Here is a 21,355-nt window from a genome sequence, read left to right on the forward strand (position 1 = left end):
TGGATCACTCTTCACTCAGATATCGGCTTCTCGCAGATCAAGCAGTTCGAGCTGTCGGGCGTGACTGCCGTTACCGCAGTTCCCGAGCCCACGACCTGGGCAATGATGATCCTGGGCTTCGCTGGCGTGGGCTTCCTGGCGTATCGCCGCCGCTCCGACGGAGCAACACTTCGCATCGTCTGAATCCAGTCCGGCATGGAAGGCCGCCTCAGGCGGCCTTCCATGATGAAGAACAGCGAGTGCGCACGGTGGATGAACGAAGCCTGACGGAAATGGCTATCGATGAGCTTTGGAATCTGCATCAAAGCATCGTAGTCATCCTTGCGTCGAAACTGGAAGATCAAAAAGCCGAGCTCGATAAGCGGTTGGCTCAGCTGCATGCAAACGGCGTGCGGGTCAAGGAGGGCGAATATTCGCGGCGCCCGTATCCCGTGGTGACTCCAAAGTTTCGCAATCCGGCCCGGCCTGACCAAACCTGGAGTGGCCGAGGCAAACGGCCGCGCTGGGTGACAGAGCTATTGGATGCAGGAATGAGCATTCGCGATTTTCAGATCCGCGAAATGACTACGCCGCAGGTCTAAGCGGTCTACGTCAAATCGACGTAAGGATGTCTTGAATGGATCAAGATAATCGACTGCAAGAACTAGACGAAATTAGACTGGCGCTAGCGGTGTTGTCCGTGCAGTTGGACGCATGGGCCGCTCGAAGAGGTCGCCACTTCCTCGCTCCATCTGATGGAGCTCCTGAGTCTGATGAAGCTGCCGAGAATGTCGACCAGAGTTTTGCTTTGCGAGCTGTGCTTGCCATGAGGCACTGCAGCCGATAACGGCAAGCAGGTGAGGATGATGTCCTTCGACCCGATGGCCGCTGCGGTTGACTGGCTCGATGCCTACCGCGCTGGCGATATTGAGGCAATTCTGGAGATGTACGCGGAAAATGTCGTGGTTCAATGCAGCTGCAGCGGCGTGAAGACCTTGACCGGTAGGGAAGCACTCCGCGCATATTGGGTTGAGCGTCTCCGAGAACATCCAGCCACCGGTCTGGACGATCTTCAACCTTCGCACGATGGAGCAGTTATCTCGTACGTCACGAGGACTGGGGTTGTAAGTGCAGTTCTCGTGTTCGACCGTGCCGGCAAGATCAAGACCCTAAACTGCGGCCCTTCACATTAGCAGTCGGACACTCGCCTTCAGCGAGATCAGCGCCGCAACGTGAATCCGTCCGCACCTCGCCGGTGTTCCCACTTCGCCCGCTCGAGCTCGGGCTGATCGCACTCGACTTCCGGATAGCCAATGCAGAGATAGGCGATGAACTTCCAGGAGGCGGGCACGTCGAGCACGCCGTGGATGCGGTCCGGGCTGAGGATCGAGACCCAGCCGAGCCCGATGCCCTCGGCGCGCGCGGCGAGCCACATCGCTGTGATCGCCGCGACTACGGAATATTCGGTGGTCTCGGGCATGGTCGCGCGGCCGAGGCCGTGGCCGATATCATTGGCCTTGTCGGCGAACACGGCGAGATGGCCGGGCGCCTGTTCGAGGCCGGAGAGCTTGAGCGTGGCATAGCGGCCAGCGCGCTGGCCGGAATAGCAATTCAGTGCGTCGGCGTTGCAAGCTTTGAAATCGTCGATCACGGCGCGGCGCCGTGCCGCATCATCGACGATGACGAAGCGCCACGGTTGGCTCAGGCCGACCGAGGGCGAGAGGCAGGCCGTCTCGATTAATCGCTCCACGGCGCCGTCGGGCAGCGCATCGGTGCGAAAGCGGCGCACGTCGCGGCGCCACACGAACAGCTTGCGCAATTGCCGGCGGAAGGTGTCGTCGAACTCGACCATCGATCATCCTCCCACGTGAAGGAAGGCTGCGGCCACCAGCAGGATCAGGGTCTCGCCGACCTGCTCGAAAGCGCCGAGGATGTCTCCGGTTTGTCCGCCGATCTGACGGATGGCGAGCCGCGCCAGGACGAGCCCCGCGAGGGACAGCAGGACCAGGCCGACCAGCGCCTTGGCCGGTCCGAGCGCAAGGGCGAGGGCGAGCGTTCCAACAGCGAAGGCGATGGCCACGCTGCGGCCCGGCGGCGATCCGGCGCGCGCGGAGAGCCCGTCGGGACGCGCCGGGGCTATCAACGACATGAAGGCCGGCACCCCGGCGCGGGCCGCAGCGTGGGCCGAGCACAAAGCCAGCATCACGGCCCATGGATTGGCGATTGTGGCCAACGCACTCCAGCGCAGGCCGAACGACAGGATCAGCGCGCAGACACCGTAGCTGCCGATCCTGCTGTCGCGCATGATCTCGAGCTTGCGCGCGCGCGTCCGTCCACCGCCGAGTCCGTCGGCGGTGTCGGCAAGCCCGTCTTCGTGCAGGGCGCCGGTGACGAGGGCGGTTGCGGCGAGCGCGAGCAGGGCGGCCATGCCTGGTGCCAGTCCCAGCTTGTTCGCGAGCGCGTAGACCACCGCGCCTGCAAGGCCTACCAGCAATCCCGCGATCGGCAGCGCCCAGGTCGCGCGCGCGATGTCACCATCGCCGGCCGGGTTTGACGATGCCACCGGCACGATCGTGACGAAGGACGCAGCGATCCTGAGATCGGCGACGACGTCTTTCAGAATGTCGGCGCGCGGCGTCATTTCAGTTTCATCGGCAGGCCGGCGACCACGAAATCGACCTCGTTAGCAACGGCCGCCATGATCTGGTTCATGATGCCGGCGGCGTCGCGATAGCTGCGCGCCAGCGCATTGTCGGGCACGATGCCGAGACCGACCTCGTTAGTGACGAAAACGACCGGGCTTTTCTGGCCGCCGAGGAAGACGGCGAGTTTCGTGACCTCGTGTTCCCAGTCGCGCCCCGCATGCATCATATTGGAGAGCCACAAGGTCAGGCAGTCCACGAGCCTTGGGCCACCGCCATCGGTTTCGATCAGCGTCTGCAGGAGATCCAGCGGTACCTCCCGCTCAATCCAGTCGACCGCCGCGCGCTTGGCTCGATGCTTCGCGATGCGCGTCTCCATTTCGGCATCGAGCGCCTCGGCCGTCGCGATGTAGATGGGCCGGCCCGGAAAGCTGCGCGCGCGCTTTTCCGCGTGGGCGCTCTTGCCCGATCGCGCTCCGCCCGTGATCAAGATGACGGCCATGAAGGTCTCCTGTGAGCCTGACTAATCACCAATCGCGGCCAAAGACAAAGCCGAAATCAGGCACCCGGGGGCTTGCGCTCGCCCCTCGCTTTGCGCAACAGGGGCGGGACAGGAGGCTGGTGTGGGTTTTGCGGGCGCGATGGTGGTGGCGATGGCGGTGGATGCCCTGCTGGGCTGGCCGTCACCGTTGTTTGCGCGGATCGGCCATCCCGTGACCTGGCTGGGTCGGCTGATCGCCGCCATCGATACCGGCTGGAATCGCGAGTCTGATCCGCCGGCGCTTCGCCGCGTTGCGGGCGTCGCCGGCGCGCTTCTGGTGATTGCGCTCGCGGTCGCGCTCGGTTGGGCGCTTCAATCCTTGCTTCAATTCTTACTGCCTTGGGGCTGGACCCAGATCGTGCTGGTCGGCATCCTCGCCTGGCCGCTGGTTGCGCTGCGCTCGCTGCATGATCATGTCGCGGCCGTCGCAAATCCTCTGCTGGGCGGCGACATCGCCGCCGCGCGCGAAGCGGTGTCACGCATCGTCGGCCGCGATCCTGCTGCGCTCGATGAGGCCGGCATCGCGCGCGCCGCCATCGAAAGCCTCGCCGAAAACGCGTCCGACGGTATCGTCGCGCCGCTGTTGTGGGGCGCACTGTTCGGCCTGCCGGGCATATTGGGATACAAGGCAATCAACACGCTGGACTCCATGATCGGCCATCGCAGCGAACGGCACGAAGCCTTTGGCTGGGCCGCGGCGCGCATCGACGATGTCGCCAATTTCATTCCGGCCCGTCTGACCGGCTTTCTCTTCGTGCTGCTGGCGCCGCGACGATCCGAGGCGCTGTCGTGCATGACGCGCGATGCGCGCCGCCACCGTTCGCCTAATGCCGGCTGGCCGGAAGCGGCGATGGCCGGCGCGCTGGGCGTGCGGCTCAGCGGCCCCCGCATCTATCACGGCAGCATCACCGACGAGCCCTGGCTCAACGAAGGCGCGCGCGATCCGCTGGCGGCCGACATCGTCGAGGGATTGACCGTCTACCGCCGCGCCATGCTGCTGCTCGCGGGCGTCCTTGCGATCCTGGCCTTTGCGTGAAAGAACAGGGCATGCGCGAGCACGGTGGAAATCTCGATCTGGCCCAGCAGCGTTTTGGCAGACGCTCGGAGGACTGGATTGATCTCTCGACCGGGATCAACCGGCTGCCTTATCCCCTGGGCGAAATCGCCGCGCACCATTGGCAGGCGTTGCCGTCGCGATCCGAGATCGAGGCGCTGCATCAGGCCGCACGGCACGCCTACGCGACAAGCGCGCCGATCGTTGCGATGGGGGGTGCGCAAGCCGCCATTCAACTTTTGCCGCAACTGGCGCCGCGCGGCCGGGCTCGCATCCTCGCCCCGACCTACAACGAATATGCCCCCGTTCTGTCGGCGGCGGGATGGGAGGTCGAGGAGGTGAGGGAGCTCGATGCGTTGTCGGGTGCGAACCTTGCCATCGTCGTCAATCCCAACAATCCCGACGGGCGCTGTCATGCCCCGAGGGACCTGCTTGCGTTGTTGCCGCGCGTCGATCGTCTCGTCATCGACGAGAGTTTTGTTGACGCCGTTCCCGAGCTCTCGCTCGCTTCAGAAGCAGGGCAGCCTGGGCTGATGATCCTGCGCTCGTTCGGAAAGTTCTATGGGCTTGCCGGCGTACGGCTCGGCTTCGCGATCGGTAATGCCGCTGACATCGGCAATCTCGCGGCGATGTCAGGTCCATGGCCGGTGTCGGGCGCCGCGATCGCAATCGGCTGCCGCGCCTTGCGCGATGATGCCTGGGCCAAGGCGACGTCGGCGCGGCTTGCGCGCGACTGTGTTCGCCTCGATGAGCTGGTGCAGTCGCAAGGCTGGCGGCTCGTCGGCGGCGCGCCACTGTTTCGCCTCTACGAGACGGCGGATGCAGGTGCCGCGCAGGAGAAACTCGCGCGTGGCCAGATCTGGTCCCGAGTCTTCGCGCAGAACCCGACATGGCTGCGCCTCGGACTTCCGGGCAGCGAATCCGAATGGACGCGCCTTACCGAGGTGCTAGCGCGCTAGCGCGAGCAGGCCTTCGACGTCGAGGTGCTTTTCGATGTGGTCGGCGAGGGCATCGAGTGTGCTCTCGACTCTCGCATGATATGGCTCTTCGCCTGCGGGAATGTCGAGCTTTGCGAGGAAGGCCTTGCGGAAATCATCCGACGTGAAGAGGCCGTGCAGATAACTGCCCTGCACGCGGCCATCGTGTGAGATCGCGCCTTCCGGCTCGCCATTCAGTTTCGCGAACGGTCGCGCGCGGTCCGCCCCATCGGTGCGACCGATGTGGATTTCGTAGGCGTGGATCGCTTGATCCGTCGCCGCATGCACGGCCTCAACACGCGTCAGCGTCTTCTCCGGGCTCATTACAGTTTCCACATCCAGAAGTCCGAGGCCCGGCGTGTCGCCCGCGGGGCCTTCGATGCCATCTGGGTCCGCGACGCTGCGCCCAAGCATCTGGTAGCCGCCGCACAGCCCAAGCACATGGCCGCCGCGGCGGTGATGCGCGAGCAGGTCGATGTCCCAGCCCTGTGCGCGGAGGAAGGCGAGATCGCCGCGGGTGGATTTGGAGCCGGGGATGATGACCAGCCTGACATCGCCGGGAATCGCTTCGCCCGGACGCACCATCACGAGATCGACACCCGGCTCGAGTTTCAGCGGATCGAGATCGTCGAAATTGGCGATCCGCGACAGTGCGAGGCACGCGATCTTGCATTGACCGGGCTTGCGCGCGTCACTGAGGCCGAGCGCATCCTCGGCCGGCAGCTCGCCGGCGCGCGCGAACCAGGGCAGCACGCCAAGGCCGCGCCAATCGGTCTTCGCTTCGATCAGCCTGTAGCCATCATCGAACAGCGTGGGATCACCGCGAAACTTGTTGATGACAAATCCCTGGATCATTGCGGCATCGTCAGGATCGATCACCGTCTTGATCCCGACGAGCTGCGCGATGACGCCGCCGCGGTCGATGTCGCCGACCAGCACGACGGGGACGTCGGCCTTGCGCGCAAAGCCCATATTGGCGATGTCGGCCTCGCGCAGGTTGACCTCGGCGGGACTGCCGGCGCCTTCGACCAGCACCAGATCAGCGCGCGCCTTCAGCCGCTCAAAGCTCTCCAGCACGGCGCCCATCAAGGAAGGCTTCATCGCCGCATATTCGCGCGCCGGCGCGGTCGCGATGCGCTTTCCCTGCACGATCACCTGTGCACCGACATCGGTCTCTGGTTTCAGCAGCACCGGATTCATGTCGGTGTGCGGCTCGACGCCCGCAGCCAGCGCCTGAAGCGCCTGGGCCCGGCCGATCTCGCCGCCATCGACGGTCACCGCCGCGTTGTTCGACATGTTCTGCGGCTTGAACGGGAGCACGCGCAGGCCACGCCGCGTGAAGGCGCGCGCAAGGCCGGCGACGATGAGCGACTTGCCCACGTCCGAACCGGCGCCCTGGATCATCAATGCGTGTGCCATCGCTGTCGTTCAGAACTCGACGCCGGCTTGCGCCTTGATGCCCGAGCGGAACGGATGCTTCACCAGCGTCATTTCGGTGACGAGATCGGCGATCTCGATCAGTTCGTCCTTGGCGTTGCGCCCGGTGAGCACGACATGCGTCATCGGCGGTTTCGAGGTCTTCAGGAAGTCGACGACCTCGGCGATGTCGAGATAGTCGTAGCGCAGCGCGATATTGATCTCGTCGAGCACGACCATGCGCAAATTGGAATCGAGGATCAGCTCCTTCGCCTTCTCCCAGCCGGCGCGCGCGGCCGCGATGTCGCGGGCGCGGTCCTGCGTCTCCCAGGTAAAGCCTTCGCCCATGGCGTGGAACTGGCAGAGCTCGCCGAAATGGCCGGTGAGCAGGCGCCGCTCGCCGGTATCCCAGGCGCCCTTGATGAACTGCACGACGGCGCAGGGAAGGCCATGGGCGACGCAGCGCACGATCATGCCGAAGGCGGAGGACGACTTGCCCTTGCCGGCGCCGGTGTGGACGATAATGAGGCCCTTTTCGCCGCTCTTGGTCGCCATGATCTTGTCGCGGGCGACCTTGATCTTCGCCATTTTTGCGGCGTGCTTGGCGTCGGTTTCGTCGGCCGTTTGGGTATCCGGTTCAGGCGTCATCTGACAGGGTCCTTCGGCTTGACAAGAGGCGGCCGGGGGCAAATGGTGGCCCGGCGTTGGTTCCTGTCCTATGACAGGCGAAGAGGGAATGCGATAGGGTCCGAATCGGCAAGATTTGGGTCCAAAATGCAGCCGCCCCCGCGACCGTGACCGGAGAGATGCCCAAAGCCACTGATCCCCCTGGGGATCGGGAAGGCGGGGATCGAAGGGGAAACCCTGCTCCGCAAGCCGGGAGACCTGCCAGCGCGGACGATTTTTGGACCGGCGGACGGGGTGTTCCGCGACGGGGAAGCGGGCCTTCGCAAGAACGGTTCGTAGGCCTCTTCGCCTCCCGCTGATTATCTGGAAGAGGCGATGACCGTCACACTGCACGTTTGCATCACCTGCCGCGCCGGCGAGACGCTTGGCGAGGACGAGGTCACGCCCGGTAAGCGCTTGCATGGCGCGATCCTCGAGGCCGGCGTGCCCGACGGCGTCAATGTGGTTCCCGTGGAATGCCTGTCTGCATGCAATCAGGGCTGCTCGGTCGCGCTCAGCGCACCCGGCCGTTGGTCCTATGTCTATGGCCGGCTGTCAGATGCGAATGCGAGCGACGTGGTCGCGGGCGCCGCAGCCTATGCCGCCGCGCCCGATGGCCTCGTGCCCTGGCGCAGCCGGCCGGAAATCTTCCGCAAGCAATCGCTTGCGCGCATTCCCCCCATTGCCGTGTTGCCGGAGGCCGCCGAATGAACTCGCTCGCAAAAGTCCCGGTGACGGTGGTCACCGGTTTTCTCGGCTCCGGCAAGACGACGCTGATCCAGCATCTGCTCGCAAATCCCAACGGCAAGAAGCTCGCTGTCCTCGTCAACGAGTTCGGCAGTGAGGGTGTCGATGGCGAGATCCTGAAATCCTGCGCCGATGCCAACTGCCCGGAAGAAAACATCGTCGAGCTCGCCAATGGCTGCATCTGCTGCACTGTCGCGGACGATTTCATTCCGACCATGGAGAAGTTGCTGGCGCGCCCGGTGCGGCCCGATCACATTCTGATCGAGACTTCAGGTCTTGCGTTGCCCAAGCCGCTGCTCAAGGCGTTCGACTGGCCGGAGATCCGCTCGCGCATCACCGTCGACGGCGTGATCGCGCTGGCCGATGCCGAGGCTGTCGCCGCCGGCCGTTTCGCGCCCGATCCGGATGCCGTCGAAGCGCAGCGCGCGGCGGACGAGAATCTCGATCACGAAACGCCGCTGTCGGAAGTGTTCGAAGACCAGATCGCCTGCGCCGACATCGTGCTGCTGACCAAGGCCGATCTCGCGGGCGCGGCTGGGGTGGAAGCTGCCAAGGCCTTGATCACCGCAGAGATGCCGCGCCGCGTGCCGATGCTGCCCATCACGGACGGTGCGATCGATGCGCGCATCATCCTCGGTCTCAGCGCTGCCGCTGAGAACGATCTCGCCGCGCGTCCCTCGCATCATGACGGCGAGGAGGAGCATGAGCATGACGATTTCGCCTCCGTCGTGATCGATCTTCCGGAAGTTGCGGATGTCGATGCGCTGGTCACTTCCGTCCAGAAGCTGGCGCGCGAGCAGAATGTGCTGCGCGCCAAGGGCTACATCGCGGTCGCGGGCAAGCCGATGCGTCTTCTGCTGCAAGCTGTCGGCGAACGCGTGCGCCACCAGTTCGACAAGCCCTGGGGCGCGGGCAACAGACGGTCAAAGCTCGTCGTGATCGGCGAGCACGGCGATATCGACGAGGCCGCCATCAAGGCGGGATTGGGAGTCTGATGCACGTCGTCTTCCGCGAGAGCCGCGGTCTGGAGGAGACCGCGACGCCAAGGGACATCGGCCAGGACCCGGCCGATCTCGTGGTGCTCTCGTACTCGGATTCCGATCTCGCTGCGTTTGCGGCCGGCTGGCGGCGTGGCCGCGACAGCCTGCCGTCGCTGCGGCTGGCGAACCTCGCGGAACTCCGTCATCCGCTCTCGGTCGACACCTATGTCGAGCGCACGCTGTCGCAGGCACGCGGCATTTTGGTGCGCCTCATCGGCGGTGAATCCTACTGGCCATACGGGCTCGCGGCGCTCCAGCAACTGACAAAAGACCGCAACATCGTGCTCGCCGTGCTGCCGGCCGATGGCCGCGACGATACACGGCTCGATGCGTATTCGACCCTGCCGGTCTCGACGCTGCGGCGGCTCAAGGTGCTCTGCGACACCGGCGGTCCGGTCGCGGCGCAAGCCGCGATCGCGCAGCTCGCGCTGGCCTCGGGCCTTTATGCCGGGCCGGTCACCGGCGAGATGACCGTTCCCGAGATGGGCTTCTACGATCCCGCATTTGGTGTGATTGCGGCGCCGGTGCCGAGCGAGGGCAGGCCGCTCGCGCTGGTGACCTTCTACCGCTCCTATCTCACCGCCGCGGACACCGGCCCGGTCGATGCGCTGATCGCCGCGCTGCGCGAAAAGGGCTTTGACGCTCATGGCGTGTTCGTCACCTCGCTGAAGGCTGCAGGCGTTGCCGATTGGCTGCGGGCGCATCTCGCCAAGAATCCTCCGGCCGCGATCGTCAATGCGACGGCGTTCTCGGCGATGGGCGATGACGGCACGACCCCGTTCGATACCGCACCCTGTCCCGTCTTCCAGGTCGCGCTCTCATCGGCGCGGCGGGAAGATTGGGCGGAGTCGATGCGCGGCCTGTCGCCCGGCGATCTCGCGATGCATGTGGTGCTGCCGGAGGTCGACGGCCGCCTGTTCGCGGGCGTGGTGAGCTTCAAGTCGGCCGCGATGCGCGATCCCGATCTGCAATTTTCGCATCTGGCCCACAGGCCGGATGAGGAGCGTGTGAAGGCCGTCGCCGGCCGCGTTGCGGCCTGGCGGCGCCTCGCGGAGAAGCCGCCTGCCGAGAAGCGGTTGGCCATTGTGGTCTCGAACTATCCCGGACGCCCGCACCAGATCGCGCATGCAGTCGGTCTCGACGCGTTGGCTTCGGTCGAAGTGTTGGTATCCGATCTCGCGGAGGCCGGCTTCAATGTCGCGCCGGTCGGAGCGCTCGGCGAGACACTGCTGACGCATAAATTGACGTGGAGCGTTGCTGAGTACCGCGCGGCGCTATCGCGTCTTCCGAAAGTCTTGCAAGACGATCTCGCGCAAGCCTGGGGCGCGCCGCAGAATGATCCGAGCTACCGCGATGGCGCGTTCCACTTCGCTGCGATCTCATGCGGCCAGTCGATTATTGCAGTCCAACCCGAGCGCGGTGATGCGACCACGCGCGATTCCGACTATCACGATCTCGCCCGCACGCCGCGCCATGCCTATGTCGCGTTCTATCTCTGGCTCCGCGAGCAGGGGATCGATGCGGTCGTGCATATGGGCGCGCACGGCACGCTGGAATGGCTGCCGGGGAAATCCGTGGCGCTGTCCTCGCACTGCTGGACGGCAGCCCTGATCGGCGATCTCCCCGTCATCTATCCCTTCATCGTCAACGATCCCGGCGAAGCCGCGCAGGCCAAGCGGCGCATCGGCGCCGTCACCATTGGCCATCTGCCGCCGCCGCTCGAACAATCCGCCGTGCCCGAAGGCCTGCGCCGGCTCGAACGTCTGCTCGACGAATACTCGACCGCCGACGGTCTCGATCCCGCGCGCCGCCAGCGCCTGATCGCCGCGATCCGCGACGAGGCGCGCACAGCGGGCCTCGAAGACGATCTCGGCCTCGATGCATCGGCTGCGCCGGCCGAAGCGATCCCGCGGATCGATCGCTTCGTCTGTGATCTCAAGGAAAGCCAGTTCGGCGATGGCCTGCACGTGTTCGGCCGCGGCGCCTGTGGCGAGGCCGAGCGGGATGCGCTGCGTGCCGCGCTTGCGGGCCATCGCGTCGCGCCGGGCCCGTCGGGCTCGCCCTATCGCGGGCGCGGGGACGTTCTGCCGACGGGACGCAATCTCTTCGCCGCCGATCCCCGTGCAGTGCCGACGCCGTCGGCGCATGCGCAAGGCATCAGGCTCGCCGAAGAGCTGCTGCGTCGTCACCTTCAGGATCACGGCGACTGGCCGAAAGGCCTCGTGGTCGATCTCTGGGGCTCCGCGACAATGCGCTCCGCAGGCGAAGAGTTTGCGATGGCGCTGCATCTGGCCGGCCTTGCGCCGCGCTGGGACCACGCCTCCGGCCGCGTCACCGGTTACGACATCGTCGCGCCGGCGGAGCTTGGCCGTCCCCGCATCGATGTCACGCTGCGTGTGTCAGGCCTGTTTCGCGATGTCTTCGCAGGCCTGGCGCAATTGTTCGAGGCCGCCACAGAAGCGCTAGCGAGCCGCGAGGAGGAGGGCGACGAGAATCCCTATCGCCACCGCGCCTCGCGCGTGTTCGCACCGCGCCCCGGGCAATACGGCGTCGGCCTCTCGACAATCCCCGATGCCTTCACGCCAGTGACGCGCGATGCCGCGGGCGAGGCCTGGCTGTCGGCATCGTCCTGGGCGTTCTCCGCCGATGGCGAGATCAGGCACGATCGCGCCGGCATCGAACAGCGGCTCGCGTCCGCCGATGCTTTCGTCCACGTCCAGGATCTGCCGGAAACCGATCTGCTGCTCGCCGCCGACTATGCTGCGCACGAAGCCGGCGTGGCGGCGGCTGCAGCGCATCTCGGCGCAGCGGGGCCATCGCTCTATCACCTCGACACGACGCGTCCCGAGCAGCCGCATGCGCGCACGCTGACCGAAGAGATTTCGCGCGTGGTCCGCGCACGCGCCGCCAATCCGGCCTGGATCGCCGGCATGATGCGCCACGGTTTTCGCGGGGCCGCCGAGATCACCGCGACGCTGGAGCACATGGCCGCCTTCGCGCATCTCGCCGGCGCCGTGCCGCCGCATCTGTTCGATCTCTACTTTGACGCGACGCTCGGCGACGCCGACGTCCGTGCCTTCATGGGACGTGAAAATCCGGCGGCGCTTGCTGCGATGGAGGCCTGCTTCACGCGTCTGCACGAGGCCTCGCTCTGGCGAACGCGCCGCAATTCGATTGCGGCTGCGCTCAAGGAGGCGTCATGAGCGCGTCCATGGTCAAGGGCTGGTGTCCTGGCGCGCTGCGGCCGATGCAATCGGGCGACGGGCTCGTGGTCCGCGTACGCCCGTTCGGTGGCCGGCTCGATACGGCACAGACCGCCGGGATTGCGCATCTCGCCGAGCGCCACGGCAATGGTCTGATCGACGTGACGAGCCGCGCCAATCTCCAGATCAGGGGCGTCAGTGAGGCCAGCCACCGGCTGCTGCTTGATGGTCTTGCGCAACTGGCATTGCTCGACCCCGATGCCGACACCGAATCCCGGCGTAACATTCTGGTCACGCCGTTCTGGCGCGACGGCGACGAGACTCAGGCGCTCGCCGCCGAACTCGAAGAGGCACTTGCGGACTCCAGGCTCGAGTTGCCGACCAAATTCGGTTTCGCCATCGATGACGGCAAGTCGCGCGTGCTCGCGGGGAATTCCGCTGACGTGCGGATCGAACGTGACGCCGCCGGCGGTCTACTCGTGCGCGCGGATGGCGCCCGGCTCGGCTGCAGCGTCGCGCGCGGCGAAGCCGTGACCACTGCACTCGCTTTCGCAAGCTGGTTCGTCACCTCCGGTGGCGCGCGGGGCGGGCGAGGGCGCATGGCAACGCATCTTGCGGCCGGAGCGGAATTGCCCGAGGCGCTTCGCGGCGAGGCGGAGCCTGCGCCCATCATGGCCGCGGTGCGGCCCGGTCTCTATCCGCAAGGCGCCATGGTCGGTGTCGCCTTCGGGCAGATGCCGCACGCGACGCTCAATCAGTTGTCGGGTTGCGGGCACGCGCTGCGGATGACGCCGTGGCGCATGGTCTTGAGCGACGGCAAGCGGACGATGCCGACCGCGGCCGGATTGATCACCGAGGCATACGATCCGGCGCTGCGTGTGGTCGCCTGCAGCGGCGCGCCGCGCTGCCGCGAGGCCCACGCCGACACCCGTGCGCTGGCCGCGGCGCTCGCGCCGAATATCGGCGCTGCCGCGCGGCTTCACGTCTCGGGCTGCGCCAAAGGCTGCGCCCATTCCGGCGCGGCGGCGATCACCCTGGTTGCGACCGGTGCGGGATTCGATCTCGTGCGCGGCGGATCGACCCGCGATGAGCCCATCCTGCGCGGGCTCGACCGCGACGACATCATTCGCGATCCCTCCATCCTGATGGGAGGGCACTGATGCCGTACCCTTACGAGACCGACGGTGCGGCAATCTATCGGCAATCCTTCGCGACCATCAGAGCCGAGGCCGATTTGGCGCGCTTCACGCCGGACGAAGAGCAGGTCGTGGTGCGGATGATCCACGCCGCCGGCATGGTGGGGCTGGAGGCGCATATCCGCTTCACGCCTGGCATGGCGACCGCTGCGCGCGCGGCCTTGCAGAAGGGCGCGCCGATTCTGTGCGATGCGCGCATGGTCTCGGAGGGAATTACGCGCGCGAGATTGCCCGCAGCCAACGCCGTGATCTGCACGCTCGGCGACGAGTCCGTTCCCGCGCTGGCGCAGTCCATGCGCAATACGCGCTCGGCCGCCGCGCTGGAACTGTGGCGGCCGCATCTCGATGGCGCGATCGTCGCGATCGGCAATGCGCCAACCGCGCTGTTTCATCTGCTCAACATGCTTGAGGATCGCGACTGCCCGCGGCCCGCGGCGATCGTCGGCTGCCCGGTCGGCTTCGTTGGCGCGGCCGAATCCAAGGCCGCGCTGATGGCCAGTCCTCCCGTGCCGGCGCTGACGGTCGAAGGCCGCCTCGGCGGCTCCGCGATCACGGTCGCCGCCGTGAATGCGCTCGCAAGCCGGAGCGAATAGCGATGGGACGCATCATCTGCTGCGGTCTCGGCCCCGGCGATCCCGATCTGATGAGCGTGCGCGCCGATCGCACCGTGCGCGGCGCGAAGCACGTCGCTTTTTTCCGCAAGAAGGGGCGGCCCGGCCAGGCGCGTCGCATCGTCGAAGGCATGCTCGCTGCCGATGTCAGCGAATATCCCATGGAATATCCTGTTACCACCGAGATCGCCTTCGACAGCACGGGCTACATCCAGCTGCTGGCCGGCTTCTACGACGAATGGGCAGAGCGGCTGGCGCGGCTGGCGCGCGCCGTCGATGTCGTCGTGCTCTGCGAGGGCGATCCTTACTTTTACGGCTCCTTCATGCATCTGCACACGCGCTTGCAGGGCCGCATCGAGATCGAGGTGATCGCCGGCATTCCCGGCATGGTCGGCTGCTGGAACGGCGTTGGTCAACCGATCGCGCTTGGCGACGACGTGACCACGGTGCTGATGGGCACGCTGGCTGAAGCCGAGCTCGAACGCCGCATGCGCGATTCTGATGCGCTGGTGATCATGAAGACCGGCCGCAATCTTGCAAAAGTGCGCCGCGCGCTCGCGTCCGCCGGCCGGCTCGACGATGCCTGGCTGGTCGAGCGCGGCACCATGCCGGGGGAACGCGTCGTGCGGCTCGCCGAGATCGATGCCGCTGACTGTCCTTACTTTGCGATCGTGCTCGTCCACGGCAAGGGCCGGCATCCGGACGCCGCCGAATGACGGGCACATTGACCATCGCGGGCCTCGGGCCGGGCAATGATGCGCTGGTGACGCCGGAGGTTTCCGCCGCGTTGGCCGCCGCGACCGATATTTTGGGATATGCGCCCTATGTCGCGCGCGTCCCGGCGCGTGCCGGTCTCACCCTGCATCCGTCCGACAACCGCGAAGAGCTGCAGCGGGCAGCCGAGGCGCTGCGGCTTGCCGCCGAAGGCGGCCAGGTCGTCGTCGTCTCCTCCGGCGACCCCGGCGTGTTTGCGATGGCCTCGGCCGTGTTCGAGGCGCTCGAACAGGCGCCGCACTATCAGGATCTGCCGATCCGCGTGCTGCCGGGCATCACTGCGATGCTGGCCGCCGCGGCGCGCGCCGGTGCGCCGCTCGGCCACGATTTCTGCGCGATCAATCTCTCCGATAATCTCAAGCCCTGGGCGGTGATCGAGAAGCGCCTGCGGCTTGCCGCGGAAGCTGATTTTTCCATCGCCCTGTACAATCCGCGCTCGGCGAGCCGGCCGGAAGGATTCGGCCGCGCGCTCGCGGTGTTGAAAGAGGCGGGCTGCGGTGAGCGCCTCGTGATTTTCGCGCGCGCGATCACCGCTGCCGACGAGAAGATCGTGACCGTGACGCTGAACGACGCGACGCCTGAAATGGCCGACATGCGCACGCTCGTCATCGTCGGCAACTCGCAGACGCGTCGCGTCGGCCGCTGGGTCTATGCGCCGAGGCAGGTCCGATGATCCAGCCATTGCATCACTTCAGTGACGCTCTCCACCCGCAGCCGCTCGGGCAGTCGTGGTCGCGAGATCATGATCACGGGCAGGCCAAGCATGCGGGCGGCATCGATCTTGGCGCGCGCACCGTCGCCGCCGGAATTGCGCGCCACGATCCACGCGATGCCGCGTCTGCGCATCATCTCCAACTCGCCATCAAGGGTGAACGGTCCGCGCGATACGATCACATCGGCAGCGAAGGGCAGCGGCGCTTCGGGCGGATCGACGAATCGCAGCGTGTAGGTGTGCTGCGGCCGCGTCGCGAACGGCGCGATGTGTTGGCGGCCGATGCCGAGGAACACGCTTGTGGGCGCTTCGGGAAGGGCGGCACCCGCGGCGTTGACATCACCGACTTCGATCCAGTTGTCGCCCGGTCCTCTGGTCCAGGGCGCACGTTCCAGCGCCACCAGTGGCGTACCGGTTTCTGCACACGCTTCGACGGCGTTGCGGCTCATCTCGGCCGCGAAAGGATGCGTCGCGTCGATCACATGCGTGATGCCTTCGCGCCTGACGTAATCGGCAAGCCCGCTCACGCCACCAAAACCGCCGATGCGGGTCGGCAGCGGCTGATCGGCAGGCGCGCGCGTGCGGCCACCGTAAGAATACACGGCATCAATGCCCGCGCGTGCGATCTCCGCGGCGAGCAAGCTCGCATCGGTAATTCCGCCCAATATAAGGGCGCGCATCATGACTGATCCCTGGCTGACCATCATCGGTATCAGCGAAGATGGCCTTGCCGGGCTGTCGGAAGCAAGCCGAAAGGCCCTGTCCAGCGCGGAAACCGTCTTTGGCGGCGAGCGTCATCTCGCGCTTGCGGATGTGGGAAGCCGCGGCCGCGTGTGGCCGGTGCCGTTCGACGCTGACATCGTGCTGAGCTGCCGCGGCCGGCCGACGGCGGTGCTGGCCTCCGGCGATCCGTTTTGGTACGGCGCGGGTGCAAGCCTCGCCGAGAAGCTTTATGGGGACGAGTGGATCGCGCATCCGGCGCCATCGACCTTCTCGCTCGCCGCCGCGCGCCTGGGTTGGCGGCTCGAAGCAACAGCCTGTCTCGGTCTCCACGCCGCACCGTTCGAGCGCCTTGTGCCGCATTTGGCGCAAGATGCACGCATCATTTGCCTAGTGCGCGACGCAGCGGCGATGGCCAAACTCGCCAAATGGCTGACGGAACGCGGATGGGGCGCCTCGCTCCTGTGGACTCTCGCCGCCCTTGGCGGCCCACGCGAATACATCGACCAGCATCGCGCAGATCTCTTCGCTGAGGATATTGCTGGAAATCTGGTTGCGGTGGCGGTGCAGGCGAGGGGAGGCCAAGGCATTCCCCGCAGCTCGGGCCTTGCGGACGATCTCTTTGTCCATGACGGCCAGATCACGAAGCGACCGATGCGCGCGCTCGCACTCTCGGCGTTGGCGCCACGTCTCGGCGAGCGGTTGTGGGATATCGGCGCCGGGTCCGGCTCGGTCTCGGTGGAGTGGGCGCTGTGCGGCGGCACCGCGATTGCGATCGAAGCGCGCGAGGATCGCGCCGCAAATGCGCGCAGCAATGCGGCCGTGTTCGGATTGGCGCATCGGATCACCGTCCTCACCGGGCAAGCCCCCGAAGCGCTTGCCGCCCTGGACCCGCCCGATGCCGTCTTCATCGGCGGTGGTCTCGACCTTGCGATGTTCGACTCTATCTGGTCGCGGCTCGCGCCGGGTGCGCGTCTGGTCGCACATGCGGTGACGCTGGAGACGGATGCGCTGCTCGGCGAGCTGCATCAGCGTCATGGCGGCGAGCTGATGCGAGTCGAGATTGCGCATGTCGCTCCGCTCGGCCGCTACCGGTCATGGGAGGCGGCGCGGCCGGTGGTGCAGTGGAGTGCAGTCCGATGAAGGTGGCCGGGCTCGGATTCAAAAAGGATGTCACGCTCGTCTCGTTGCGCGAGGCGCTTCTGGCGGCCGGCGGCACTCAAGGCCTTGCGGCGTTGGCGACCGTCATCGACAAGGCCGATGCGGAGCCGTTGAAGCAGCTCGCGCGCGAGTGCGGCGTTCCGATCAGGGCCGTCCCGGCCGAAATGCTGGCCGGTATCGCCACGCCGACGCAGTCGCAGCTCATCACCGAAAAATTCGGCACGGGATCGGTCGCCGAGGCGGCGGCGCTCGCCGCGGCCGGCCCTCGCGCGCGACTCATCGCAACGCGCGCCGTCTCGCGAGATCGCACCGCGACCGCCGCGATCGCCGAAGGAGAGGGGGTATGACGGTGCACTTCATCGGCGCCGGGCCGGGCGCTGCCGATCTTCTCACTTTGCGCGGACGCGATTTGATCGCGGCCTGTCCGGTCTGTCTCTATGCTGGCTCGCTGGTGCCGGAGGGCGTGCTGGCGCATTGCCCGCCCGGCGCGCGCATCGTCAATACGGCGCCGTTGTCTCTCGACGAGATCGTCGCGGAGCTTGCCACCGCGCATGCGGAGGGCAAGGACGTTGCGCGGCTGCATTCCGGCGATCTCTCGATCTGGTCGGCGATGGGCGAGCAGCTTCGCCGCTTGCGCGCACTCGGCATTCCCTTCACGGTGACGCCGGGCGTGCCGTCCTTCGCAGCCGCTGCCGCCGCGCTCGAAGCCGAGCTGACATTGCCCGGTCTTGCCCAGTCGGTCGTGCTGACGCGCACGCCGGGCCGCGCCAGCGTGATGCCCGAGGGCGAGAAGCTCGCGGCCTTTGCCGCAACGGGCGCGGTGCTTGCCATCCATTTGTCGATCCATCTGCTCGACAAGGTCATCGCCGAGCTGACGCCGCCTTACGGCGCGGAGTGTCCGGTCGCTATCGTCTGGCGCGCGAGCTGGCCCGATCAGCGCATCGTGCGCGCTACGCTTGCGACGCTCGACGCCGCCGTCGGAGGCGAGATGGAGCGAACCGCGCTCATCCTGGTTGGCAAGACTCTTGGCGCTGCGGATTTTGACGAGAGCCGCCTCTATGCCGCTGACTACGATCGCCGCTATCGGCCTGTCGGCGCCGAGCCGCGCTTTCCGGAGGCGTGGTGATGCCGGCGGGTCTCGTCATCTCCGCGCCAGCCTCCGGCGTCGGCAAGACCACGCTGACGCTGGCGCTCGCGCGCGCCTGGCGCAATCGCGGATTGCACGTGCAGTGCTTCAAGAGCGGACCGGACTATATCGATCCCGCCTTTCACGCCGCCGCCACAGGCCACGCCTCCGTCAATGTCGATAGCTGGGCAATGGACCGCGCGACGATCGCGCATCTCGTCAGCCGGGGCCTTGACGCCGACATCGTGCTCGCCGAGGGCTCGATGGGCCTGTTCGACGGCGTTGCCGCGCGCGGTGTTTCCGGCACCGGAGCCACCGCCGACATCGCTGAGATGCTGGGCTGGCCGGTGGTGCTGGTGATCGACCCCTCCGGGCAAGCGCAGACGGCCGCGGCGATTGCCGCAGGTCTTCGCGACTATCGCGCCGGCGTGCGCCTTGCCGGCGTCGTGCTCAACCGCGTCGCGAGCCCCCGTCACGAGGACCTCGTGCGTTGTGCGCTCAATGACGCCGGCATCGCAATGTTCGGCGCGCTGCCGCGCCATGCCGAGATCAGCCTGCCGAAGCGGCATCTCGGCCTGGTGCAGGCCGAGGAGCAGGCCGAGATCGGAAAACTGATCGACGAAGCCGCGCGCTTTGTCTCAGAGCATGTCGATCTCGATGCGGTGCTGCGCTCGGCGGCCGCGTGGTCTGTGCAACCAGCGGCGAACGGCTTGAACGTGACGCCGCCCGGTCAGCGCATCGCGCTCGCGCGCGATACTGCGTTCTCCTTCGTCTATCCGCATATGCTGGAAGCCTGGCGCGCGGCCGGCGCGGAGATCTTGACATTCTCGCCGCTTGCCGATGAAGCGCCTGATGCCAGCGCCGATGTGTGCTGGCTGCCCGGCGGATATCCCGAGCTTCATGCCAGCAAGATCGCCGCCAATGCGCGCTTCCGCAATGGCCTGCGCGCCTTCGCCGAGACACGGCCGGTGCACGGCGAATGCGGAGGCTATATGGTGCTGGGAACGGCTTTGACCGATGCCGACGGTATCAGGCATGAGATGACGGGCGTGCTCGGACTGGAGACGAGCTTTGCCAAGCGCCGCATGCATCTGGGCTATCGTCTCGCTGCACTCGCAGCGCCGATGCCGGGCCATCAGGTCGGTGCGCGCCTGCGCGGTCATGAATTTCACTATTCGACGATCGTCGCCCAGCCCGATACGCCGCTGGCCGTCGTGCAGGACGCAACCGGCGCGGTCATCGCTGAAACCGGCTCGCGGCGCGGCCACGCCACTGGCACGTTCTTCCATCTGATTGCGGAGGACCGGTGAGCGGCTTTGTCTCCTTCATTTCCGCCGGCCCCGGCGATCCCGAGCTTCTCACGCTCAAGGGCGCCGCGCGGCTGCGCGAGGCCGATGTCGTGCTCTATGACGATCTCGCCTCCGGCGCGATCCTCGATCTCGCGCGGCCCGACGCCAATCTTGTCGCGGTCGGGAAGCGGGCAGGGCGGCCGTCAACAAAACAGCATCACGTCAACCGCCTCCTGGTCGACTACGCCGCGACGGGCGTGCGCGTCGTGCGGCTGAAGTCGGGCGATGCCGGAATCTTCGGCCGGCTCGAGGAGGAGCTCGAGACGTTGCGTGAGGCCGGCATCGGCTACGAGATCATTCCGGGCGTCACTTCGGCTTGCGTTGCCGCCGCGCAAGCCGGCATTCCCCTGACCCGCCGCCACACCTCGCGCCGGGTGCAGTTCGTGACCGGCGCCGATGTCACCGGCGAGCTGCCGCAGAATTTGAACTGGGCGGCGCTGGCCGACCCGGACGCGACCACCGTCGTCTACATGGGCCGGCGCACGTTTCCGGCGCTCGTCGCGAAATTGATCGAGCACGGTCTTGCGCCCAGGACACCGGCGCTGTTCGCCGAGTCCCTCGGCCGTCCCGACGAGCGGCTGGTGCGCACCACCATTGCCGAGCTCGCCGAGCAACTCGCGCGCGGCGGCGCGGCTTCCACGGCGGCCGTGATCATGTTCGGCGCGCTGGCGGAGGGCGGATCGTCATGATGACCCTCTCCCTGATCGGCATCGGTTGCGGCGATCCCGGGCAGCTCACGCGCGCTGCGGTTCAAACCATCAACGCAGCCGATCTCGTTCTGATCCCGCGCAAGGGGACGGCAAAATCCGATCTCGCCGATCTCAGGCGCACCATCTGCGCGGATGTGCTCACCAACGACAACACACGCATTGCCGAGTTCGATCTTCCCCTACGCGACGCCGGTGAAGCCGATTACCGCAAGGGCGTGGACGATTGGCACGACGCGATCGCCGCGACCTGGTCGCAGACGATCGCTGATCATCTCGGCGGTGACGGTAAGGTCGCGCTGCTGATCTGGGGCGATCCCTCGCTGTACGATTCCTCGCTGCGCATCGCGCGGCGGCTCAATCCGTTGCCTGATATTGAGGTCGTGCCCGGCATCACCTCGATCCAGGCGCTGTGCGCGGCGCATGCGCTGCCGCTCAATGACATCGGCGAGCCCTTTCTGGTCACGACAGGACGCCGCTTGCGCGAAGGCGGCTGGCCGGCGGGCGTCGATACTGTGGTGGTGATGCTCGACGGCGGCACGGCGTTCCAGTCGCTCGATCCGGCGGGACTTCACATCTGGTGGGGCGCCTATCTCGGCATGCCAGATCAGATCATCATGTCCGGCGCGCTGGCTGTCGTAGGCCCGCGTATCGTCGCAGCGCGACAGGACGCGCGCGAGCGGCATGGCTGGATCATGGACAGTTACATTCTCAAGCGCAGGCCGTAAGCGAGG

At 66.6% G+C, this 21,355-nt stretch carries 23 protein-coding genes, 1 pseudogene and 1 riboswitch; of the genes and pseudogenes, 18 read left to right on the plus strand and 6 right to left on the minus strand.

All coding sequences use genetic code 11. The features are described from left to right. Positions 1-63 precede the first annotated feature (63 nt). The 3 genes and pseudogenes from YUA_RS52545 to YUA_RS0113705 form a co-directional block, all read left to right on the plus strand. Positions 64-183, plus strand: a pseudogene (locus YUA_RS52545) (PEPxxWA-CTERM sorting domain-containing protein); the annotation flags it as partial. Positions 184-239: 56 nt separating this feature from the next. Then, on the plus strand, positions 240-581 hold the full coding sequence (locus YUA_RS0113700; RefSeq protein WP_245285159.1) for an H-NS family nucleoid-associated regulatory protein: 342 nt from the start codon (positions 240-242) through the stop codon (positions 579-581). 261 nt (positions 582-842) lie between these two features. Continuing rightward, the gene (locus YUA_RS0113705) at positions 843-1,172 is read left to right on the plus strand and encodes a nuclear transport factor 2 family protein (RefSeq protein ID WP_245285160.1); all 330 of its coding nucleotides are present in this window, start codon (positions 843-845) and stop codon (positions 1,170-1,172) included. Between the two features lie 26 nt (positions 1,173-1,198). Here the strand turns inward: YUA_RS0113705 and bluB are convergent, their stop codons facing one another. The 3 genes from bluB to cobU are packed head-to-tail and all read right to left on the minus strand — an operon-like array spanning position 1,199 to position 3,123. Beyond that, positions 1,199-1,831 carry a 5,6-dimethylbenzimidazole synthase gene (gene bluB / locus YUA_RS0113710; RefSeq protein ID WP_027531216.1) on the minus strand — a complete coding sequence of 211 codons (633 nt, stop codon included), beginning with the start codon at positions 1,829-1,831 and terminating at the stop codon, positions 1,199-1,201. A 3-nt stretch (positions 1,832-1,834) separates the two neighbouring features. Next, entirely contained in the window at positions 1,835-2,620 is a 786-nt protein-coding gene (gene cobS, locus YUA_RS0113715) for an adenosylcobinamide-GDP ribazoletransferase (RefSeq protein WP_027531217.1), read from the minus strand. After that, complete coding sequence (gene cobU, locus YUA_RS0113720) at positions 2,617-3,123, minus strand: bifunctional adenosylcobinamide kinase/adenosylcobinamide-phosphate guanylyltransferase (RefSeq protein ID WP_027531218.1); 507 nt, start codon at positions 3,121-3,123, stop codon at positions 2,617-2,619. Before cobU ends, cobS begins: the two co-directional genes overlap by 4 nt. 121 nt (positions 3,124-3,244) lie before the next feature. On the opposite strand from cobU, the gene cbiB reads away from it, so the two are divergent. Beyond that, the gene (gene cbiB / locus YUA_RS0113725) at positions 3,245-4,198 is read left to right on the plus strand and encodes an adenosylcobinamide-phosphate synthase CbiB (RefSeq protein ID WP_027531219.1); all 954 of its coding nucleotides are present in this window, start codon (positions 3,245-3,247) and stop codon (positions 4,196-4,198) included. Between the two features lie 11 nt (positions 4,199-4,209). Further along, positions 4,210-5,175 carry a threonine-phosphate decarboxylase CobD gene (cobD, locus tag YUA_RS0113730; RefSeq protein ID WP_027531220.1) on the plus strand — a complete coding sequence of 322 codons (966 nt, stop codon included), beginning with the start codon at positions 4,210-4,212 and terminating at the stop codon, positions 5,173-5,175. Here cobD and YUA_RS0113735 read toward each other — a convergent pair. After that, positions 5,164-6,612 carry a cobyric acid synthase gene (locus YUA_RS0113735; RefSeq protein WP_027531221.1) on the minus strand — a complete coding sequence of 483 codons (1,449 nt, stop codon included), beginning with the start codon at positions 6,610-6,612 and terminating at the stop codon, positions 5,164-5,166. The two genes, cobD and YUA_RS0113735, sit on opposite strands and share 12 nt — an antisense overlap. Positions 6,613-6,621: 9 nt before the next feature. After that, positions 6,622-7,257: a cob(I)yrinic acid a,c-diamide adenosyltransferase gene (cobO, locus tag YUA_RS0113740; protein ID WP_027531222.1), complete on the minus strand. Its 636-nt coding sequence runs from the start codon at positions 7,255-7,257 to the stop codon at positions 6,622-6,624. Between the two features lie 40 nt (positions 7,258-7,297). Next, a riboswitch (cobalamin riboswitch) is annotated at positions 7,298-7,517 on the plus strand. A 94-nt stretch (positions 7,518-7,611) separates the two neighbouring features. On the opposite strand from cobO, the gene YUA_RS0113745 reads away from it, so the two are divergent. From YUA_RS0113745 to cobJ, 7 genes are read left to right on the plus strand one after another with little or no spacing between them, the layout of a single operon-like run. Next, positions 7,612-7,986, plus strand: a complete 375-nt coding sequence (locus YUA_RS0113745) for a DUF1636 domain-containing protein (protein WP_027531223.1) — start codon at positions 7,612-7,614, stop codon at positions 7,984-7,986. Further along, a complete protein-coding gene (cobW, locus tag YUA_RS0113750; RefSeq protein ID WP_027531224.1) occupies positions 7,983-9,017 on the plus strand; it encodes a cobalamin biosynthesis protein CobW in 1,035 nt (344 codons plus the stop codon). Before YUA_RS0113745 ends, cobW begins: the two co-directional genes overlap by 4 nt. Further along, a complete protein-coding gene (gene cobN, locus YUA_RS0113755) occupies positions 9,017-12,265 on the plus strand; it encodes a cobaltochelatase subunit CobN (protein WP_027531225.1) in 3,249 nt (1,082 codons plus the stop codon). The genes cobW and cobN overlap by 1 nt, the downstream gene beginning before the upstream one ends. Next, positions 12,262-13,425 carry a precorrin-3B synthase gene (cobG, locus tag YUA_RS0113760; protein ID WP_027531226.1) on the plus strand — a complete coding sequence of 388 codons (1,164 nt, stop codon included), beginning with the start codon at positions 12,262-12,264 and terminating at the stop codon, positions 13,423-13,425. Before cobN ends, cobG begins: the two co-directional genes overlap by 4 nt. Then, positions 13,425-14,054 carry a precorrin-8X methylmutase gene (locus YUA_RS0113765; protein WP_027531227.1) on the plus strand — a complete coding sequence of 210 codons (630 nt, stop codon included), beginning with the start codon at positions 13,425-13,427 and terminating at the stop codon, positions 14,052-14,054. The genes cobG and YUA_RS0113765 overlap by 1 nt, the downstream gene beginning before the upstream one ends. Positions 14,055-14,056: 2 nt before the next feature. Next, positions 14,057-14,788: a precorrin-2 C(20)-methyltransferase gene (locus YUA_RS0113770; protein WP_027531228.1), complete on the plus strand. Its 732-nt coding sequence runs from the start codon at positions 14,057-14,059 to the stop codon at positions 14,786-14,788. After that, positions 14,785-15,519 carry a precorrin-3B C(17)-methyltransferase gene (gene cobJ, locus YUA_RS0113775; RefSeq protein ID WP_027531229.1) on the plus strand — a complete coding sequence of 245 codons (735 nt, stop codon included), beginning with the start codon at positions 14,785-14,787 and terminating at the stop codon, positions 15,517-15,519. Before YUA_RS0113770 ends, cobJ begins: the two co-directional genes overlap by 4 nt. Here cobJ and YUA_RS0113780 read toward each other — a convergent pair. Further along, on the minus strand, positions 15,495-16,241 hold the full coding sequence (locus tag YUA_RS0113780) for a cobalt-precorrin-6A reductase (protein ID WP_027531230.1): 747 nt from the start codon (positions 16,239-16,241) through the stop codon (positions 15,495-15,497). The genes cobJ and YUA_RS0113780 overlap by 25 nt on opposite strands. Here YUA_RS0113780 and YUA_RS0113785 point away from each other — a divergent pair. The 6 genes from YUA_RS0113785 to cobF are packed head-to-tail and all read left to right on the plus strand — an operon-like array spanning position 16,240 to position 21,349. After that, positions 16,240-17,421: a bifunctional cobalt-precorrin-7 (C(5))-methyltransferase/cobalt-precorrin-6B (C(15))-methyltransferase gene (locus YUA_RS0113785; protein WP_027531231.1), complete on the plus strand. Its 1,182-nt coding sequence runs from the start codon at positions 16,240-16,242 to the stop codon at positions 17,419-17,421. The two genes, YUA_RS0113780 and YUA_RS0113785, sit on opposite strands and share 2 nt — an antisense overlap. Continuing rightward, positions 17,418-17,786: a cobalamin biosynthesis protein gene (locus tag YUA_RS0113790; RefSeq protein ID WP_027531232.1), complete on the plus strand. Its 369-nt coding sequence runs from the start codon at positions 17,418-17,420 to the stop codon at positions 17,784-17,786. The genes YUA_RS0113785 and YUA_RS0113790 overlap by 4 nt, the downstream gene beginning before the upstream one ends. Next, positions 17,783-18,565: a precorrin-4 C(11)-methyltransferase gene (gene cobM / locus YUA_RS0113795; protein WP_027531233.1), complete on the plus strand. Its 783-nt coding sequence runs from the start codon at positions 17,783-17,785 to the stop codon at positions 18,563-18,565. The genes YUA_RS0113790 and cobM overlap by 4 nt, the downstream gene beginning before the upstream one ends. Then, complete coding sequence (locus YUA_RS0113800; RefSeq protein ID WP_027531234.1) at positions 18,565-19,875, plus strand: cobyrinate a,c-diamide synthase; 1,311 nt, start codon at positions 18,565-18,567, stop codon at positions 19,873-19,875. The genes cobM and YUA_RS0113800 overlap by 1 nt, the downstream gene beginning before the upstream one ends. Then, positions 19,872-20,603, plus strand: a complete 732-nt coding sequence (gene cobA, locus YUA_RS0113805; protein ID WP_027531235.1) for a uroporphyrinogen-III C-methyltransferase — start codon at positions 19,872-19,874, stop codon at positions 20,601-20,603. Before YUA_RS0113800 ends, cobA begins: the two co-directional genes overlap by 4 nt. Next, positions 20,600-21,349 (plus strand): precorrin-6A synthase (deacetylating), encoded by a 750-nt coding sequence (cobF, locus tag YUA_RS0113810; protein ID WP_027531236.1) that lies wholly within the window; start codon positions 20,600-20,602, stop codon positions 21,347-21,349. Before cobA ends, cobF begins: the two co-directional genes overlap by 4 nt. The last annotated feature ends 6 nt before the right edge of the window (positions 21,350-21,355 follow it).

The organism is Bradyrhizobium sp. WSM3983 (assembly GCF_000473045.1).
Taxonomy (GTDB): Bacteria; Pseudomonadota; Alphaproteobacteria; order Rhizobiales; family Xanthobacteraceae; genus Bradyrhizobium.